Consider the following 17,155-nt stretch of genomic DNA (forward strand, 5'->3'; position numbering starts at 1 on the left):
GGGTACGAGACGTCGCTCCCGCCGAGGCCGGGCGGGGCCCAGCTTCGCCGGCCCTGCCCTTCATTCTGCGTGAGTGGTCACCCTCAACCCACAAACCGTGAGGACTGCCGGCATCCGGAGTAACAGAGCGCCTCCGAATGCCGGTCGGGGCGGGATCGCACGCGCCGGCCTGCCACCCGTGGTGCGGTCCCGCGGCCCGGGCTTTGGCGGAAGCCCGGGCCGCGCGGTCACCAGGAGAACGGCCACCACCAGTGACGCTTCTTCTTGGTTGTGGCGCTCGCGGTGGCCGAGGGGGACGCCGTGGCCGTTGCGGCCGGTGTGGCTGTTGCGGTCGGCGGGGCGCCGGACGGTGCGGCGCCGCCCGCTGGGGGTGTGCCGCCCGACGGGGCCGCGCCCCCGGATTCCTCGGTTCCCGACGGGTCTACCGCGACTGTGAGGGTTGCTTTGAAGCCGGCGGTCACGTCGCCGGCGACGGTGGCGAGCTCGCGGGCCGCGGAGTCGTCGCCGAAGACGTTGTCGGTGGCGAGCGAGACCTGGGAGAGGTTCGAAACGCTCTGGGAGTAGCCGTCCGTGGCGTACACCAGGTCGGCTGCCGCCTCCGGGATCGCGATCTGCGACGTCTTCACGATCGGGCCGTCGCCGCTCGTGGCGTTCGCCAGTGACGAGTACACCTCGTAGTGGATGTGTGGCCAGCGGCCGGAGTAGCAGGCCGGGAAGATGCTGGTGAAGGTGACCGTGCCGGTCGCGTCGGTCACCTGGATGCCGCGCAGGTAGTTCTGGTGGCTGATCCCGGTCGAGTACAGCGAGTAGTTCCCGTTCCGGTCGCAGTGCCAGGCGTAGATCGCCGCGCCCGCCACCGGCGAACCGGACAGGTCGACCACCGTGAGCGAGAACTCCAGCGGCACCCCGGACGCGGTGCCCGAGGCGGTGCCGAACGACGAGCGGATGTCCCGGCGGACGATCCCGTCGAGGGTGCGCACGTCGGGAGGCCCGTTCGACCCGTCCGCGGGATAGGGCCCGGCGGTCTCCGACTCCACCTCCTCCAGCGTGGCCGCGGACGCGGCGCCCCCGGTGAGGCCGCCGACGGCGATGGCCGCGCCGGCGCCGCCGAGGACGGCGAGCATTCGCCGCCGGCTCATGGTGCTCAGGTCGAAGCTCAGACCTTTGTCGTGCACTCGCCGCACGTAGGCTGCGTTGTCGAGGTCCGGATCCGGCATGCTCGCCTCCAAGGTGTGGGTGCCGGATTGCAGCGAACCAAGAGCCTCTGGGGCGCCACTGTCATCACACTGTGTAAGACGTAAGACTGTGTCTGCACAAACAGTGGGCATGTCACCCTCAGAAGTCGCCACGCGACTTCATGGATAGGCTTTGCCGACATCGATGTCATAATCTGAACCGTCCCGCCGCCGAGCCCTCGGAGAGAAATGCCCTCCGACGATGCCAACGTCCGCCGGCCGACGCTCACCGAGGTGGCCGCGCTCGCGGGGGTCAGCCTCAAGACGGCGTCCCGCGCGCTGAACCGTGAGCCCAACGTCGCGCCCTCGACCGGTCGCCGGGTGCGCGACGCCGCCGACGTGCTCGGATACCGGCTGAACGGGATCGCCCGCGAGCTGCGCCGGGGCGCCACCAGCGCCCTGGTCGGCCTGGTCAGCGGCGACCTCGCCAACCCGTTCTACTCGGCCGTGGCCAGCGGGATAGAGCGTGAGCTGCGCCAGCACGGCCTGCTGCTGATCACGGCGAACAACGACGAGGACGCCGAGCTCGAGCGCAGCCTGGTCGACGCGTTCCTGGAGCGACGGGTCCGCGCGCTGCTGGTGATACCCAGCGCCGACGACCACGAGTACCTGGCGATCGAGGGCAACCGTGGCGTGCCGTTCGTCTTCCTCGACCGGCCGCCGGACGGGCTGGCGGCCGACGCCGTGCTGATCGACAACGCGGGCGGGGCGCGGTCGGCGGGCGACCATCTGCTCGCCCACGGCCACCGGCGGATCGCGCTGGTCGCCGACCTGGCCCGGATGGCGCCGCAGCGGGCGCGCATCGACGGGTTCGTGAGCGCGATGCGGGCGGCCGGCAACACGGCGTGGGAGCCGTATTTGCGTACGGATGTGCACGATGTGCGACATGCGGAGCGAACCGTCCGGGAGCTTCTCGCGCTCGACCCGGCCCCGACGGCGATCTTCACGACCAACAACCGGCTCACCACGGGAGCTCTGCGCGCGCTGCGTGACCAGCGGACTCCCCCGGCGCTGGTCGGCTTCGACGACTTCGACCTCGCCGACGTGCTCGGCACGACGGTCGTTGCTCACGACATGAGCGCGATCGGACGAGAGGCGGCCAGGCTCGCGTACGAGCGCATAAGCGGGCATACTGGCCCGGCTCGAACGATCGTCATTTCTACATCCATCATCGCCCGCGGCTCAGGTGAACGTTCACCACGGTGACCACAAAGGTTCGCACGTAACGACACGGAAACAGCCGTTGACACGTGTGCGGTTGAGGCGGCACGGTACTCCCCGACGTATTTGACAACGATGTCAATCTCTTGATGGGAGATAGCCATGCGCTTCACTCGACGGGCCGCAGTGGCCGTCGTCGGTGTCGCCGCGCTGCTGACGGCCACGGCCTGCGGGTCGAGCGACGACGGCGGCGACGGGGGCTCCGGCTCCAAGAAGGTCGAAGTCTTCACCTGGTGGGCGGACGGCGGTGAGAAGGCCGGTCTCGACGGCCTCGTCGGCCAGTTCGGCAAGGACTGCGCCGGCCAGGAGTTCGTGAACGGCGCCGTCGCCGGTGGCGCGGGCGCGAACGCCAAGCAGGTGCTCGCCTCCCGCCTGCAGCAGAACGACCCGCCGGACACGTTCCAGGCGCACGCGGGCGCCGAGCTGCAGGACTACATCAAGGCCGGCCAGATCGAGGACATCAGCGCCGACTACGACACGTGGGGCCTCAAGTCCGCGTTCCCGCAGGGCCTGATCCAGAACCTCACGGTCGGCGGCAAGATCTACTCGGTGCCGGCAAACATCCACCGGGCCAACGTGGTCTGGACCAACAAGAAGGTCCTGACCGACGCCGGCATCACGTCGGACCCGAAGGACATGGCCGGCTTCATCGCCGACCTGGACAAGGTCAAGGCCAAGGGCATCAAGACCCCGCTGGCCGTCGGCAAGGACTGGACGCAGCTCATGCTGCTCGAGTCGGTGCTGATCACCGACCTCGGCGCCGAGAAGTTCACCGGCCTGTGGAACGGCACCACCGACTGGAACGGCGCGGACGTCACGAAGGGCATCAACGACTTCAAGACGCTGCTGACCTACACCAACACCGACCGCGACGCCCTCGACTGGACCGACGCGGAGAAGCTGGTCATGGACGGCAAGGCCGCGTACCAGCTGATGGGTGACTGGGAGGCCGCCGACCTCGACGCCAAGAAGTTCGCCGACTACGGCTGGTTCACCTTCCCGGGCAACGGCACCACCTTCCAGTGGCTCGCCGACTCGTTCGTCCTGCCGAAGGGCGCCAAGAACGTCGAAGGCACCAAGTGCTGGCTGAAGACGGTCGGCTCGGCCGACGGCCAGAAGGCGTTCAACACCAAGAAGGGCTCGATCCCGGCCCGGACCGACGCGAACCCGACGGACTACCCGAAGTACCAGCAGGCCGCCATGGCCGACTGGAAGTCCGCCACCCAGGTTCCGTCCTGCGCCCACGGCTCGGCCTGCTCGCAGGGCTTCCAGGGCGCGGCCAACTCCGCGCTCGGCGCGTTCAGCACCAACCAGGACGTCGCGGGCCTGCAGAAGGCCATGGCCACCGCCGCGTCGCAGTTCGTCACGAAGTAATTCTTCTGTTCCGGATCCCGGGCGGGGCGGCAGACAGCCGTCCCGCCCGGGGTGCATTCCAAGAGGAGCCCTGATGCGCCGCCTGAGGCACTGGGGACCGGGCCTGCTCCTGCTCTCCCCCTCGCTCGTCCTGCTCGCCGTCTTCGTCTACGGGCTGATCGCCTGGACCACGAAAGTGTCCGTCTCCGACCAGCACGACGCGCTGGGGTCGAAGGGCTTCGTCGGGCTCGACAACTACAAGAACCTGTTCACCAACGACATCCAGGACCGGTTCACCCACTCGCTGAAGAACCTGCTGATCTTCACGGTGGTCTTCCTGGTCGGCGCCATGGTGTTCGGCCTGATCTGGGCCCTCATCCTGGAGCGGGGCGTCCGCGCCGAGGGCTTCTTCCGCACCATCTACCTGTTCCCGATGGCGGTCAGCTTCGTCGCCTCCGGCGTGGTGTGGCGCTGGCTGATGAACCCGAACACGGGCGACAACGCCGGCGGCATCAACGCCCTCTTCGGCGCGGTCGGCCTGGACTTCCTGCAGAACAAGTGGTGGACCAACCCGAACTGGGGCATGGCAGCGATGGCCATGCCGGCCATCTGGCAGCTTTCCGGGTACGTGATGGCGCTGTTCCTCGCCGGGTTCCGCGGCATTCCGCAGGAGCTGCGTGAGGCCGCGGCCATGGACGGCGCGAGCACCTACCGCCTGTACCGGAACGTGATCTTCCCGCAGCTGACCCCGGTCGCGCTGTCCGCGCTGATCATCCTCGGCCACATGTCGATGAAGATGTTCGACCTGATCATGAGCGTCTCGGGCCCGCAGTGGCTTACCGAGGTGCCCGCCGTCTACGTCTGGCAGACGCTGCTGACCAGTGACTACGCCAAGGCCGCGGCGATCTCGATCGTGCTGCTCCTGCTGGTCGCCGTCGTCATCGTCCCGTACCTGATCTACACGAACCGGGCGGAGAAGAACTCATGACGACGGTCACCGCGCCGCCGCCCGCGGTCGAGACGCTCGCGCCCAAGCGCAAGGCCCGGCGCCCGTTCGGCCCGGGGTCGATCGTCAAGTACGCCCTGGCGATCCTGTTCCTGCTGATCGTGCTGATGCCGCTGTACGTGCTGATCGTGACGAGCTTCAAGTCCGGTGGCGACATCGGCGTCACCAGTCAGTGGAACCTGCCCGAGCACTGGACGACGGCGTCCTGGGGCAAGGCGTGGACGTCGCTGCAGGACTCCTTCTTCCGTACGTTCCAGCTGGCCATCCCGGTCGCCCTGATCTCGTCGCTGATCGGCGCGGCCAACGGCTTCGTGCTGTCCCGGTGGCGCTTCCCGGGCGCCGACGTGGTGTTCACGCTGATCCTGTTCGGCATGTTCATCCCGTACCAGGCGGTCATGATCCCGCTGCGGGACATCGTCACCACGCTGGGGATCCCGCCGGGCATCCCGACGCTGGTGTTCGTGCACTGCGTCTACGGCATCCCGATCTGCACGCTGATCTTCCGGAACTACTACGCCACGACGGTTCCGGAGGAGCTCATCGAGGCGGCCCGGGTCGACGGCGCGGGGCTGCTGCGGACGTTCGGCTGGATCATCCTGCCGATCTCGATCCCCGGCTTCGTCGTGACGATCATCTGGCAGTTCACCTCGGCCTGGAACGACTACCTGTTCGCGATCTTCCTGTCGAACACGCGGAACGGGCCGATCACGATCGCCCTGAACGCTCTGGCCGGCGCCCAGTCGCCGGACTACGCGGCCTCGATGGCGGGCGCGCTGATCACGTCGCTGCCGACCCTGGTGGTGTACGTGCTGCTCGGTCGCTGGTTCATCGGCGGCCTCATGGCGGGCTCGGTAAAGAGCTGATCACGATTGCCTCGGCACGCCGGTAACGGCGTGCCGGGGCGGGTGAATTGTCCGGTACGGATGAGGCGAGCCGGCCGCCGGACCAATAGGGTGAATCCGTGACCACCGAGGACCAGCCGGCCAATGGCTTCGCCGCGCGGATGGCCTTCGCCCGCCAGACAGATCCGCTCGAGGCGCCACGCCGTACCCATCTGCATTTGAAGTTGATCGCGGTGACGCTCGCCTGGCTGGTTTCCGTCCCGCTGCTGTCGATCTCGGGGTTGCTCGATCTGGCCGCGCTCCTGACGCTGCTCGGGCCCTTCGTCGCGGCGGTCATCGCCACCAAGAACCACCGCTTCGGCCTCGGCGGCGGATACATCGTGCTGACCCTGCTGATGGTCCTGCCGGCCGTCGCGCTGTCCCGCCTGTGACGTAGTCGCCGTCCCCGAAGTTCTCAACTGCCGGTTCGCGCCGCCGACGTGGTCTCCGATCACCGACCCCCGCGAACCGCAGGACTTCAATGACTCGTCTCCCCGGAAGACTCCCCCGAATAATCCCCCGAAGTCTGGCCGTGGGCATGGCAGCCGCCGTGCTCTGCGGCGGCCTGACCGGCTGCAGCAGCCTGAAAGAGCTGACCAGCAGCAGCAGACCCCTGGCCGGCGCCTCGCCGAAAGCCACGCCGTCGGCATCGCCGTCGGCGTCGGCGGCCGCGACCGGTACGGCCGTCGTGGCGAAACTGCCCGAGCGGCCCAGCGGCCCGCTGGACACCGGCAGCGTCGTGCACCGGCTCAAGCAGGGCACCTTCACGGTCCAGCTGACCTACTGGACGTCCGACAACGCGAAGCTGTACGCCGCCGGCACGGTCAAGACCATCAACGTCGCCGCCCACATCGAGGACGCCGACAGCACCCACCGGATCGCCGTCAGCACCTTCCAGGTGACGCAGGACGACGGCACGAAACGGGTGGTGGCCGCCACCGACAACGGCAAGTTCGACGTCACCCCGCCGTATCCCTACAACACCGTGGTGACACTGCCGGCGGCCACGGACGGAGCAACGAAGCTCACGCTGACCGTGCGGCTGGATCTCCTCGTGGAGACCGCCCCGGAGTCGAACAGCTACTACCGCTCCACCGCTCTGGACACCCTGACCTTGCCGCTGCTCACGAACGGTGCCTGAAGAATGACCGAGCTCAGCCCCGGCCTCCGCCGCGCCACCGACCGACAGATCCTGTTGCCCCGCAGCGCCAAGGCCGGGCCGCTGGCCCTGCCGCCCGCGCCGCCACGGCTCTCGGCGCTGGAGAGCGTCGAGGCGGTGTCCGGTGAGATCGCCACCGCGGTTGCCGCCGGCGGCCCCCGGCACGCCACGATCAGCTGCATCATTCCCTGCTACAACGAGCAGGACACCATCGCCGACGTGCTGAAGAGCCTGCTCAGCCAGACCCGGCTGCCGGACGTCATCCACGTCATCATCAACAACACCGACGACGACACCCCCGAGATCGCCCGCGGCTTCGAGGGCCGGCACACCCGGAGCGTGAAGGGCGAGGAGTTCGTCACCACGGTCCACGTGCATGACATGGGCGCCAACCCCGACAAGAAGGTCGGGGCGCTCAACTACGGCTACTTCCTCTCCCGCGGCTTCGACTACGTCCTGGGTGTGGACGGCGACACCACCCTCGCCCGCGACGCGGTGGAGCGGCTCGAGCTGGAGATGACCGACGACCCGCGCATCGGCGGGCTGAGCGCGATCTACAGCATCGACAAGAGCCGCTTCAAGGGCGCGATGGCGCGCTTCCTGATCGCCGGCCAGCGGGCGCAGTTCGCCGCGTTCAACATGGACAACCTGCTGCGCGGACGCAACATGGCCGTGCTGGGCGGGCAGTGCAGCCTGTTCAACATGCGGGCGCTGGAGACGGTGATGATCCGCCACCACCAGCAGGCGCCGTGGGTCCGCGACAGCGAGGTCGAGGACAGCAAGCTGTCCCTGCAGATCAAGGACGCCGGCTTCAGCACCAAGATCAGCGCCAGCGCCCGGGCGTACGTCGGCCCGATGACCAACCTCCGGGCGCTGCACGGTCAGCAGGTCAAGTGGAACTTCGGCGCCATCGACCTGTTCTGGCCCGGCACCCGGGGCGACAACCAGGGCCAGCCGATGCACCCCAACCTGCGGCTGCGCTGGTACGAGAACATCTCGATGGTGTTCAACATCGGCTCGCGGCTGGGCTTCCTGCTGCTGCTGGTGGCGGCGCTGTCGATCCACGCCTTCGTGTTCAACCCGATCTGGCTGATCCCGCCGGTCGTGGCGATGGTGCTGAACTTCCGCCTGGCGATGGCGATGAAGGACAAGAGCGCCTCCGACCTGCTGTACGCCGTGCTGATAATCCCGGCCGAGCTGTACATGTGGATCCGGATGGGGCACTTCGTCTCCGCCTGGGCGCAATTCCTCGCCAAGACCGACAAGGACAACTGGGCGGCGCAGGCGAACGCGGAGAAGGGCAAGGGCTCGGCCTACGTGATGCCGCTGGTGGTGCTGCTCGCCGTCATGGGCGGGGCGATCTACGCCTGGAGCCAGCAGAGCGTGGGCGTGCAGTCGGCGATCCTGTCGCTGGGCTGGCCGGTGCTGTACATCGCCACGATCGCGCAGACCGTCTTCATGCTGCGCAAGCTGGTGCGACGTCACCGCGGTTTCAGCGTCTGACGTGCGCCGCCTCAGCTGAGGGCGGCGGAGACCTCCGCGCGGTGGGCGGTCCACCAGCGGAGGTACTCGCATCGGCGAACGAACAGGTGGTCGCAGGTGTGGTCGTTGTCGCCGTAATGGCGGTCCAGCGGCCACGCCTCGGTCAGCAGCGTCCACCAGCGGCGGTGGGCGGCGTCGGCCAGCTGGGCGCCGCTGATGGGGATGTGGGTGCGGTAACCGCGGACGAAGGCGGCCATGCGCCCGGTCGAGCGGCCGAAGGTGATGGTGGCGGTGCGGACGACCTCGAGGCCGTAGGGGCGTACGCCCAGGCGGTCCCAGTCGAGGATGCCGGTGATCCGTCCGTCGGCGTCCACCAGCAGGTTGTAGGGCTGGAGGTCGCCGTGGGTCCAGCCGCAGGGGGCGAGGTCGGCGTCGGTGGGCGGGTCGGCGTTCGCCAGCACGTCCAGCCGCCAGCGGATCTCCTGTTGGACGTGACGGTCGAAATCGTCGGCCGGCGGGCGGGACGCGTACCCGTGAAGATCGGTCTTGATCTTGTTGATCGGATCGCAGACGCCGGGCAGATGGGGTGGCGCCGGCGGGCAGAGCTCGGCCAGCGCCAGGTGCAGGCGGCCCACCAGCTCCCCCAGCTCGGCGCAGCGGGCCGGCGCCAGATCGGCCGGGTAGGCGCCGTCCAGCCAGGAGGCGACCGCATACCAATCGCCGTCTATCCACATCGGAGCCTGGTACGGCAACGGAACCGGGAAGCCCATGGCCGCCAGCCGCGGCAGGATCTCCAGGAGAGGGCGGAGCTCGCCGGGCGTGCGGTCGCGGAGCTGCTTGACCGCGAACGTGCCGGCGGGAGTGGTGAGGCGCCAGCTCAGGTTCATGACGCCGTCGGTCATCGGGCGGCAGTCCAGCACGCGGCCGAGCCCGAACGCCTCCGCCACCCGCCCGGTGATCTCCACGCCGGCGCCTAGCGGGAGAGTCTCGCGCAGGCCAGGACCGTCAGGGCCGCCCCCGCCAGCATCGTCCCCATCGTGAGCGCGCCGAACACGTCGAGCGACGGCCCGGTCGTCCGGACGCCGGCCACCACGAAGACCGCGAGATCGTCGTCGAAATGCGGCCGGCTGTTCCACGCCGTCCACGCGTCCACCCACGCCAGAGCGCCCAACGCCAGCAGCCCCACCACCGCGAGCAGGGCGGGCCCCTGCTGCTGAAGCCGCTCACGAGGCGCGTGCGCCACCGCGACTCCGAGACAGACGCAGGCCGACGCCTCGAGAACGGCGAAGGCAAGCGGCGCCTTCCACGCGCCGCGGAAGTCCTCGGCGGTCCAGGGGGCGCCGGCGTCGGCCCAGTTCCAGGCCGTCACGAGCACGACGCCGCCCACGCACGCGATACCCGCCCAGAGCAGCAGGCGGGTCGGGCGTGGCACGTCGCGCAGGGCCGGATCGCCGGCCAGCACGAGCAGCGCGACCAGGCTGCCGACGACGAGGGCGGGGCGGGAGCCGAGCAGCGCGCCGAGGACCGCGGTGGCCGTCGCGGCGGCTGCTACGAGCAGAAGGGGGCGAGATCGCATGAGGTCCTGGGGCAGGATGGGTGACTATGGCGGACAAGGGCGAGGAACGGGACGGCGTCAAGCTGACGAACCTCGATCAGGAGCTGTTCGAGGGCTCGGGGGCGACCAAGCGCGACCTCATCGACTATCTCGACGCGGTCAGCGGCCGGATGCTGCCGGTGCTGCGCGACCGGCCGCTGTCGGTGATCCGGCTGCTGCGCGGCCAGGACGCATTCATGCAGAAGAATCTACCGAAATACACGCCGGACTGGGTGCCCCGCGCCGAGGTGTGGGCGGAGGCGTCCCACCGGAACGTGACGTATGCGTTGTGCAACGACTGGCGGACCCTGTTGTGGTTCGGCAACCAGCGCGCGATCGAGTACCACCCGGCGCTCATGCACGCCGGCGACCACCACCCCACCCACCTGATCATGGATCTCGACCCGCCCGAGGGCGCCGGCTTCGAGGTCGTGGCCAAGGCCGCCCATCTGATCAAACGGGTGCTCGACGACGTGGGCATGGCGGGCGCGGTGAAGACCAGCGGCTCGAAGGGCGTACACATCTTCGTGCCGATCAAGGACGCGCCGGCCGACGTGGTGGCGGCCGCGACGCGGGCGGTCGCCGCTCGCGCCGAGCGGCTCGACCCCGAGCTGGCGACGACCGCGTTCATCCGGGAGGACCGCCACGGCAAGGTGTTCCTCGACGCGACCCGCTCGGGCGGCGCCACCGTGGTCGCGGCCTACAGCCCGCGGATTAGGCCCGGCATGCGCGTCTCGTTCCCGGTCGCCTGGGACGACCTCGACGACGTCACCCCCGAGGACTTCACCATCCGCACCGCTCCGAAGCTGCTCGGCGACAGGGACCCGTGGGCCGCGGCGATGCCCTCGCCGCAGGTGCTGGAGGCGGGCCTGATCGAGGAGGGTCACACCATCCCGGTCGCCCGGGTGCAGGCGATGCACGAGGGCAAAAGGCGAGCCCGCGCCAGAAGAGAATCAGACAAGGTCGCGCCAGAAGGCGACGGTGGGCCGGACAGCTGACCCGTCCGGCGAGCCGAGGGAGAACTCGCGGTTGAGCCAATCGAGGAGGTCGTTGCCGTAGTGGATCACGTCGGTCTGGTAGATCGACAGCACCGGCTGGCCGGGGACGGCGGCCGGGAGATAGCGGTGCGAGTACACCGGAATCACCCGGGGGACGGTCATCAGGTATCCCCGCGCGGTGGTGACGGCGGCGCCGGTTTCCGCGGGGCGGGGGCCCCAGCCTCCGTACCAGAAAGCATTTTCCGCGACGTCGAAGAGCACGCCCTCGACCGGCATCGCGAGACGTTCGCGCAGCGTGGCCCGATCGGGGTTGCGCCAGTCGACCCAGCCGCGGCCGGTGGGCAGGCCGGCCGCGAGAAAGTCGCGGTGGTCGGCGGCGAAGGTGAAGCCGAACTCGCGCTCGATGGCGGTGAGCTCGTCGTGGGTGAGGCCGGCAGCGATGGTGAATCGGCCGGAGGCGGCGAGGGTTTCCGCGGCGGTCACCGGCCCACCCTATCGATGCCTGCCTACATCGTATGGAGTAGTCGCCTACTCGGGAGGCGTCCGTGCGGGTGACGGCGGCGGGACGACGCGGCGGGGCCCCGGGCGAAAATAGCGTTCCGGGCATGACGAGAATCGCTGTTCTGCTCACCCTCGTCGGGGTGCCGGCCGGGCTGGCCATCACCGACGGCAACGTTCAGACCTTGATGACCGTGACGCTGGGGATCTGGCTCGCGATCTTCGCCCTCTTCCTCCGGCGCTGGCCACTCACCGTGCTCATCGTGTCGGTGCTCAGCGTGATCGCCTGGCGCACGGCCAACCTCATCGGGTCGGGCTGGGTCTGGCCGGCCACCGCCGCGGCCGTCGCGCTCGTCCTGGCCGGGCGGCTGCGGGCCGCGCTGATCACGGTCGGCCTCGGGCTGCTCTTCGGGTTCGCCTGGGACGGCTTCATCGACGTCCACCACGGCGGCGATTGGGCGCTCGCGCACGTCGGCGGCGAGACGTTGTGGATGGCCGCGGTGCTGGCGGTGGCGACGGCATACCGGAACACCTTGCGCTGGCGCGGCGAGGTCGCCCACCGCCTGGCGCAGGACGAGCACGAGCGTGAGCTCGACGCCCGGCGCCGTCGCGCCGAGGAGCGGGTGGAGATCGCCCGGGATCTGCACGACGTCGTCTCGCACACGCTCGCGGTCGTCGGCGTCCACCTCAACGTCGCGCTCGACGCCTTCGACGAGGATCCCGCCGAGGCGCGCGAGTCGCTGCGGCTCGCCCAAGAGGTGCGTGGCCGGGCGATGACCGACCTGAAGTCGCTGGTCGGGGTGCTGCGGGACGGTTCGGTGGAGGATCTGGCCGGCCTGGACCGGCTCGCCGATCAGGTGCGGGCGGCGGGGCTGCAGGTGTCGCTCAACGAGTTCGGCGACCGGTCCGAGGTGCCGGCGCCGGTCGCGACGGCGGTGTACCGCGTGGTGCAGGAGTCGTTGACGAACACCGTGCGTCACGCCGGGGCCTCCCGAGTGGCGGTCACCGTGCGTTACGCTCCGGCCAGCGTCGTGGTAGATGTGCAGGATGACGGCACGGGCGCCGCCGAGATGGCCGACGGGCACGGCATCTCCGGCATGCGCGAGCGGGTGGCCGCGCTGGGCGGTGCGCTCACGGCCGGTCCGGGCAAGACCGGTTTCACCGTACGCGCAACGATCCCGATCACCGCTTGAAGGGCGTCCCGATGACACCCCCTGTGTCCACCTGTAGATCGGAATTAGGCCGCGAGCTGTTGTTCGGTGCTGTGCCGTGCGTTCCCGTGCAGGGCCGGGTCGTAGGTGGTGTTGTTCTGCCAGCAGCGCCAGATGATGCGGACCCAAGCTCGGGCGAGGATGCGGGTGGCGTGCGGGTGGTCTTTGCCGCTGGCGCGGGCCCGGTCATAGATGTCGGCGGCCCAGGGGCTGGCGTGGCGGCTGTTGTCGGCGAACGTGGTGATGGCCTGGCGGAGCCGTTTGTTGCAGGCCCAGCGGAACGACACGCCGCGTTGTTTGCCGGATGCCTTGGTGACGGGGGTGATCCCGGCCAGCGCGGCGATGGCGTCGGGATGCTCGAACGCGGCCCTTGCGTCACCCCATTCGGCCAGGATCTGGGCGGCGTTGACGGTCCCGGCGCGGGGGAAGGACTGGAAGATTTTCCCGTCGGGGTGGGTGTCCATCTTCTCGGCGATGGCCCGGTCGAGGTCCTTGATCGCGGTGTTGAGCGCCTTGATCACGCTGACCTGGGCCAGCACCGCCGCACGGACTCCCGTGCACAGGTCAGGATCGGTGGTGCCGGCCGGCGCCGAGCGCAGGCGGGTCAGGAGAACCGCCGCGGGCCTTTTGCCGGAGTAACTCTGCTTGGTGCAGAACGCGGCGAGCCGGGCCTCGGTCAAGGGGGCTGCCGACACGGCGGTCGGGTATTTCGTGAGGAAAGCCAGCGCAATCGCCGAGGACAGGCTGGCGAAGATCGCCTTGCCTCCGGGCCAGTGCGCGTCCAGCAGCGCGGCGAGCTGGTTGACCGCGGCCACCCGGGCCTCGACCAGGTCACCGCGGCTGCGGGTCACCGTCCGCAAAGCCTTGGTAGGCCCCGAATACGGGACCGCCGGCCGCAGCCGGTGGATCCGCACGCGCAGGTAATCAGCGATCACCTGTGCGTCACCTGGGTCGGATTTGGCGCCGGAGAGAACCTCGGCCTCACGCCAGGCCTTGATCGCGTTCGGCTTGACCGGCATCACCGGATGCCCAGCCTCCAGCAGAGCGTCCACCAGACGCCCATCCGGACGCTCGATCGCCACCGGCGTCAACTCGGTGTCGCCGAGCTTGCCCAGCCGCACGACCAGCCTGGCGAACCCGGCAGCGGTGTGCTCGACGGTGAACGCCGCGACCTTGCGGCCACCCTGGTCCAGCACACACACGGCATGCTCGGTGGTCGCCCAGTCGATCCCGACGAAGAACAACGGCCCCTCTTGCAGCGACAACCTCGTCGCCTTCCCGTTCGCAGCAACAGGCAGGAGCCAGGCGGAGGCGAAGGAACCGATTGTCGAGCGGTCACTAACCGGCGCTCTGCGGCGCGTCCCTCTGTCATCGATCAGCGGTTCCGGGGAAGCCGGGGGCGGCAGTGTCATCGAAGCCCACAAGGGGCAACCATCAAAGGCCGTCACCCCGACTTCCGCCTAGTTCCTACCACAAGCCCCATCCAGGGGCCCGCACGGAAGAGGGTGCACTAGTGACCATCTCGGTTCTCCTCGCCGACGACCAGCACCTGGTCCGCGCCGGTTTCCGCAGCCTGCTGCGGCGCGACCGGGAGATCGCGGTCGTCGGCGAGGCGTCCACCGGCGACGAGGCCGTCCGCACCGCCCCGCGAGCTGCGGCCCGACGTGATCCTCATGGACATCCGGATGCCCGGCATGGACGGGATCGCGGCGACTCGGGAGGTGCTGGCGGCGCTGCCCGAGACGAGGGTCATCATCCTGACGACCTTCGAGACCGACGAGTACGTGTTCGCGGCGCTCGCGGCCGGCGCGAGCGGCTTCCTGACCAAGGAGATCGGCCCCGAGGGCCTGCGCGAGGCGGTGCGGATCGTCGCTCGCGGTGACGCGTTGCTGTCGCCGAGCGTGACCCGGCGGGTCGTGGGCGAGTTTGCGAACCGCCCGGTGCCGGCCGTCGCCTCCGGCGGCGATCGCCTGGCGGTGCTGACCGAGCGCGAGCGCGAGGTCGTCCGCCTGGTGGCGCGCGGCCTGTCCAACGAGGAGATCGCCCGCGAGCTGTTCATCAGCCCGCTGACCGCGAAGACCCACATCACCCGCGCGATCGCCAAGCTCGGCGTCCGCGACCGCGTCCAGCTGGTGATCATCGCCTTCGAGGACGGCCTGGTCAGCTCCTGAGCCTTGATGACTTGCCGCGAGGGCTTCACGGCAGATCATCATGATCTGCGGGTCGATCACGGGTCGATCACGGCAGCCCCACCGACCAGGATGCCGCTGGGCTGGGTCGTGGCGACGACGGTGGCCGGGCTACCGAGCGAGTCGCCCATGTCGACCCGAAGGTCGAGACCCAGGTGGGCGGCAAGGCAGGCGGTGCTGTTGGCGTTGGCGATGTCTTCCGGTACGCCGATGGCCGGCGCGAACATCCGGGCAGCGGCCCGCCCCTCGGCGTCCGGCACGGAGTAGACGTAACAGCCGAGCAGCCCGAACCGCTCCGAGGCGGCCCGCAGCCGGTCGAGGTCGGGGGCGAGGCCCGCGAGGGTCGCCCGGTCGGCCACCGGGAGAAGAAGCCGGGGCCGCCCAAGGGTGGCAACACAAGCCGTGCCCGTCGGCGCCAGGCCCAGCGCTTCGGACACTTCCGAAATCTCATCTGATGATGGGTCACGGACGCTGATGGGGCCGGGGTCGAAGGCCGCGTCGAAGAGCCCGTCCTCGCCGACCAAGGCCCGCCCCCAAAAAGTGCGACCACCCACCCGCAGCAGGTGCTCGGCGCGGCCGGTGCGGTGGGCGAGCAACGCCAGCGCCGCCACCGTCCCGTGCCCGCAAGCCGGCAACTCTCCCTCGGACGTGAAGAAACGCAGCGCCCCATCCTCCGCGATGAGGACCGCATGTGACGCCCCGGCCCGCCCCGGCAGCAGGCGGCGCTCCTCGTCCGGCATCGGCGACTCGTCGAGCACGGCGGTCGGGCTGCCGCCTCGCCCGTTCCGCAGGCACGCATGGACAACGGTGAACACCAAAGAATCGTAAGGTGACCGGGTGCGACGGATTCTGGTCTACGGGGTCACCGGTTCCGGCAAATCGACGCTGGCACGCCGTCTCGGCGGGCGTCTCGGCCTCCCTTACCATGCGATCGACGACCTGACCTGGGATCCCGGCTGGGTTCCGGTGAGTGCGGAGGTGCAGCGCGATCGCGTACGGGAAATTTGCGCCACCGACGATTGGGTGATCGATTCCGCGTACGGGATGTGGCGTGAAATCCCCCTCGCCCGCGCCGATCTGATCGTCGGCCTGGATCTCCCCCGCTGGCTTTCTTTTTCCCGTCTTTTGCGCCGCACCCTGCGCAACGTGACCCGCCACGAGGCGACCTGCAACGGCAACTACGAGACGTGGCGCAACGCGTTCCTGGACCGCAAGTCGATCCTGGTGTGGCATTTCCGCTCGTTCAAGCGCAAGCGGCGCCGCATGCGCCAGTGGCACGCCGACCCGGATTTCCCCGAGACGATCCTCATCCGTTCCCCGCGCGAGTTGGAGAGCTGGCTGGCCACGTTAGGCACCCGCCAGCCGTAGGCGCTCGGTGGCCTGGGACGCGACCGCGTTCAGCGCCACCGGCTTGCGCTCGTTCAGCGCCTCGGCGCGCGCGTTGTGCAATGCCAGCCACAGACTGGCCGCCCACGCGACCGCGATCTCCTCGTCGTCGAAGGGGCGGCGGCGCGCCTCCTGATATGTCTCCAGGAACGCCTCCGACGAGGTGATCGGCGCCAATGTCGGTTCGGCGTGGCTGGCGAACGCCCCGGACGCGGCGCCGGCGATCGCGGCCTCGGGGAGCCACGCGATGCTGTCCCAGTCGTGCACCGCCCACAGCGCGCCGCCCTGCCAGCGGATGTTCTGCGACTCCCAGTCGGCGTGGCCGAGCACCCGCGGCAGGTAGATCTCGGAGAGCCGGTCGCGGATCCGCGCGGCGGCCTCGACCACGAAGCCGGGCACCCGCGACTCGTCGTGCCCCTCGAAGTACGGGATGCGCGGCCAGACGCCGGGTTCGTCGTGGTCCCAGCGGGTCCACTCGGGGTTGGGCAGCGGCGGCTCGACCGCGCCCGGCTCGGCGCCGCCGATCTCGATGTCGGCCGCTATGCCGACCAGCCGGGCCAGCGGCGCGGCGAAGAGCCGGGCGGTCGCGCGATCGTCGTCGCGCAGCACATCGCCGCCGGGCCGCCACTGCTCCGCGTGCACGGCGCGGCCGCGGTGCAGGGTCACGCCGGTGATCGGGGCGGCCGCGGGAAAGCCGTTGAGCACGGCGAAGCGCTGCACCTCGACGCAGGTGGCCTCGCGACCGCTCTGGTCGGGGCGGCTCTTGACGGCAACGGTGCGGCCGTCGGTGAGGCGCAGACCGTAGACCTCGGACATGTGGGCGGACTCGTGCAGCACCTCGGCCGGCGCGGCGCCGAGATGGGTGCGGCACCAGGACGCGAGCCACTCAGGGAGCATGAATAAACGCACACAATCGCACACCGACCGGAGGCGGCCCGATCC

17 protein-coding genes and 1 pseudogene are annotated in these 17,155 nt (G+C 69.7%); 11 read left to right on the forward strand and 7 right to left on the reverse strand.

What is annotated here, in order from left to right:
• Positions 1 to 227: 227 nt before the first annotated feature.
• Positions 228 to 1,217, reverse strand: coding sequence for an intradiol ring-cleavage dioxygenase (locus ACQPZX_RS39635; RefSeq protein WP_433367447.1), 990 nt, complete (start codon positions 1,215 to 1,217; stop codon positions 228 to 230).
• 207 nt (positions 1,218 to 1,424) lie between these two features.
• Between ACQPZX_RS39635 and ACQPZX_RS39640 the strand changes: the two genes are divergently transcribed.
• The 7 genes from ACQPZX_RS39640 (at position 1,425) to ACQPZX_RS39670 (ending at position 8,358) form a co-directional block, all read left to right on the forward strand.
• The gene (locus ACQPZX_RS39640; RefSeq protein WP_433367450.1) at positions 1,425 to 2,441 is read left to right on the forward strand and encodes a LacI family DNA-binding transcriptional regulator; all 1,017 of its coding nucleotides are present in this window, start codon (positions 1,425 to 1,427) and stop codon (positions 2,439 to 2,441) included.
• A 117-nt stretch (positions 2,442 to 2,558) separates the two neighbouring features.
• Positions 2,559 to 3,830 carry an ABC transporter substrate-binding protein gene (locus ACQPZX_RS39645; RefSeq protein WP_433367453.1) on the forward strand — a complete coding sequence of 424 codons (1,272 nt, stop codon included), beginning with the start codon at positions 2,559 to 2,561 and terminating at the stop codon, positions 3,828 to 3,830.
• A gap of 73 nt (positions 3,831 to 3,903) precedes the next feature.
• On the forward strand, positions 3,904 to 4,797 hold the full coding sequence (locus ACQPZX_RS39650) for a carbohydrate ABC transporter permease (RefSeq protein ID WP_433367456.1): 894 nt from the start codon (positions 3,904 to 3,906) through the stop codon (positions 4,795 to 4,797).
• Entirely contained in the window at positions 4,794 to 5,678 is an 885-nt protein-coding gene (locus ACQPZX_RS39655; RefSeq protein WP_433367459.1) for a carbohydrate ABC transporter permease, read from the forward strand. The genes ACQPZX_RS39650 and ACQPZX_RS39655 overlap by 4 nt, the downstream gene beginning before the upstream one ends.
• A 98-nt stretch (positions 5,679 to 5,776) precedes the next feature.
• Positions 5,777 to 6,088 carry a hypothetical protein gene (locus ACQPZX_RS39660; protein WP_433367461.1) on the forward strand — a complete coding sequence of 104 codons (312 nt, stop codon included), beginning with the start codon at positions 5,777 to 5,779 and terminating at the stop codon, positions 6,086 to 6,088.
• A gap of 146 nt (positions 6,089 to 6,234) precedes the next feature.
• Positions 6,235 to 6,837, forward strand: a complete 603-nt coding sequence (locus ACQPZX_RS39665; protein ID WP_433385722.1) for a hypothetical protein — start codon at positions 6,235 to 6,237, stop codon at positions 6,835 to 6,837.
• A 3-nt stretch (positions 6,838 to 6,840) separates the two neighbouring features.
• Complete coding sequence (locus ACQPZX_RS39670) at positions 6,841 to 8,358, forward strand: glycosyltransferase family 2 protein (RefSeq protein WP_433367464.1); 1,518 nt, start codon at positions 6,841 to 6,843, stop codon at positions 8,356 to 8,358.
• Positions 8,359 to 8,369: 11 nt separating this feature from the next.
• Here ACQPZX_RS39670 and ACQPZX_RS39675 read toward each other — a convergent pair whose 3' ends face one another.
• Both ACQPZX_RS39675 and ACQPZX_RS39680 read right to left on the reverse strand, forming a co-directional pair.
• Positions 8,370 to 9,302, reverse strand: coding sequence for a phosphotransferase (locus ACQPZX_RS39675; protein WP_433367467.1), 933 nt, complete (start codon positions 9,300 to 9,302; stop codon positions 8,370 to 8,372).
• 8 nt (positions 9,303 to 9,310) lie between these two features.
• A complete protein-coding gene (locus ACQPZX_RS39680) occupies positions 9,311 to 9,913 on the reverse strand; it encodes a hypothetical protein (protein WP_433367470.1) in 603 nt (200 codons plus the stop codon).
• A 26-nt stretch (positions 9,914 to 9,939) separates the two neighbouring features.
• Here ACQPZX_RS39680 and ACQPZX_RS39685 point away from each other — a divergent pair, with 26 nt between their 5' ends.
• Positions 9,940 to 10,929 (forward strand): DNA polymerase domain-containing protein, encoded by a 990-nt coding sequence (locus tag ACQPZX_RS39685; protein ID WP_433385725.1) that lies wholly within the window; start codon positions 9,940 to 9,942, stop codon positions 10,927 to 10,929.
• Here the strand turns inward: ACQPZX_RS39685 and ACQPZX_RS39690 are convergent.
• Entirely contained in the window at positions 10,885 to 11,412 is a 528-nt protein-coding gene (locus ACQPZX_RS39690; RefSeq protein WP_433367473.1) for a hypothetical protein, read from the reverse strand. The genes ACQPZX_RS39685 and ACQPZX_RS39690 overlap by 45 nt on opposite strands.
• A 122-nt stretch (positions 11,413 to 11,534) precedes the next feature.
• Between ACQPZX_RS39690 and ACQPZX_RS39695 the strand changes: the two genes are divergently transcribed.
• Complete coding sequence (locus tag ACQPZX_RS39695; RefSeq protein ID WP_433367476.1) at positions 11,535 to 12,620, forward strand: sensor histidine kinase; 1,086 nt, start codon at positions 11,535 to 11,537, stop codon at positions 12,618 to 12,620.
• Positions 12,621 to 12,664: 44 nt separating this feature from the next.
• On the opposite strand, the gene ACQPZX_RS39700 is transcribed toward ACQPZX_RS39695, so the two are convergent.
• Entirely contained in the window at positions 12,665 to 13,903 is a 1,239-nt protein-coding gene (locus ACQPZX_RS39700; RefSeq protein ID WP_433361267.1) for an IS110 family transposase, read from the reverse strand.
• Between the two features lie 248 nt (positions 13,904 to 14,151).
• Here ACQPZX_RS39700 and ACQPZX_RS39705 point away from each other — a divergent pair.
• A pseudogene (locus ACQPZX_RS39705) lies at positions 14,152 to 14,809 on the forward strand (response regulator transcription factor).
• A 56-nt stretch (positions 14,810 to 14,865) separates the two neighbouring features.
• On the opposite strand, the gene ACQPZX_RS39710 reads toward ACQPZX_RS39705, so the two are convergent.
• A complete protein-coding gene (locus ACQPZX_RS39710; protein ID WP_433367479.1) occupies positions 14,866 to 15,642 on the reverse strand; it encodes a PhzF family phenazine biosynthesis protein in 777 nt (258 codons plus the stop codon).
• A 22-nt stretch (positions 15,643 to 15,664) separates the two neighbouring features.
• Here ACQPZX_RS39710 and ACQPZX_RS39715 point away from each other — a divergent pair, with 22 nt between their 5' ends.
• Complete coding sequence (locus tag ACQPZX_RS39715; RefSeq protein WP_433367482.1) at positions 15,665 to 16,195, forward strand: adenylate kinase; 531 nt, start codon at positions 15,665 to 15,667, stop codon at positions 16,193 to 16,195.
• On the opposite strand, the gene ACQPZX_RS39720 is transcribed toward ACQPZX_RS39715, so the two are convergent.
• Positions 16,175 to 17,110: a hypothetical protein gene (locus ACQPZX_RS39720; protein ID WP_433367485.1), complete on the reverse strand. Its 936-nt coding sequence runs from the start codon at positions 17,108 to 17,110 to the stop codon at positions 16,175 to 16,177. The genes ACQPZX_RS39715 and ACQPZX_RS39720 overlap by 21 nt on opposite strands.
• Positions 17,111 to 17,155: the final 45 nt, after the last annotated feature.

The organism is Actinoplanes sp. CA-142083 (assembly GCF_050942195.1).
Taxonomy (GTDB): domain Bacteria; phylum Actinomycetota; class Actinomycetes; order Mycobacteriales; family Micromonosporaceae; genus Actinoplanes.

Coding starts and splice junctions, on each gene's coding strand:
- ACQPZX_RS39635 (WP_433367447.1), bottom strand. CDS start 1,217: ATGCCGGATCCGGACCTCGACAACGCAGCCTACGTGCGGCGAGTGCAC.
- ACQPZX_RS39640 (WP_433367450.1), top strand. CDS start 1,425: ATGCCCTCCGACGATGCCAACGTCCGCCGGCCGACGCTCACCGAGGTG.
- ACQPZX_RS39645 (WP_433367453.1), top strand. CDS start 2,559: ATGCGCTTCACTCGACGGGCCGCAGTGGCCGTCGTCGGTGTCGCCGCG.
- ACQPZX_RS39650 (WP_433367456.1), top strand. CDS start 3,904: ATGCGCCGCCTGAGGCACTGGGGACCGGGCCTGCTCCTGCTCTCCCCC.
- ACQPZX_RS39655 (WP_433367459.1), top strand. CDS start 4,794: ATGACGACGGTCACCGCGCCGCCGCCCGCGGTCGAGACGCTCGCGCCC.
- ACQPZX_RS39665 (WP_433385722.1), top strand. CDS start 6,235: ATGGCAGCCGCCGTGCTCTGCGGCGGCCTGACCGGCTGCAGCAGCCTG.
- ACQPZX_RS39670 (WP_433367464.1), top strand. CDS start 6,841: ATGACCGAGCTCAGCCCCGGCCTCCGCCGCGCCACCGACCGACAGATC.
- ACQPZX_RS39680 (WP_433367470.1), bottom strand. CDS start 9,913: ATGCGATCTCGCCCCCTTCTGCTCGTAGCAGCCGCCGCGACGGCCACC.
- ACQPZX_RS39685 (WP_433385725.1), top strand. CDS start 9,940: ATGGCGGACAAGGGCGAGGAACGGGACGGCGTCAAGCTGACGAACCTC.
- ACQPZX_RS39695 (WP_433367476.1), top strand. CDS start 11,535: ATGACGAGAATCGCTGTTCTGCTCACCCTCGTCGGGGTGCCGGCCGGG.
- ACQPZX_RS39720 (WP_433367485.1), bottom strand. CDS start 17,110: ATGCTCCCTGAGTGGCTCGCGTCCTGGTGCCGCACCCATCTCGGCGCC.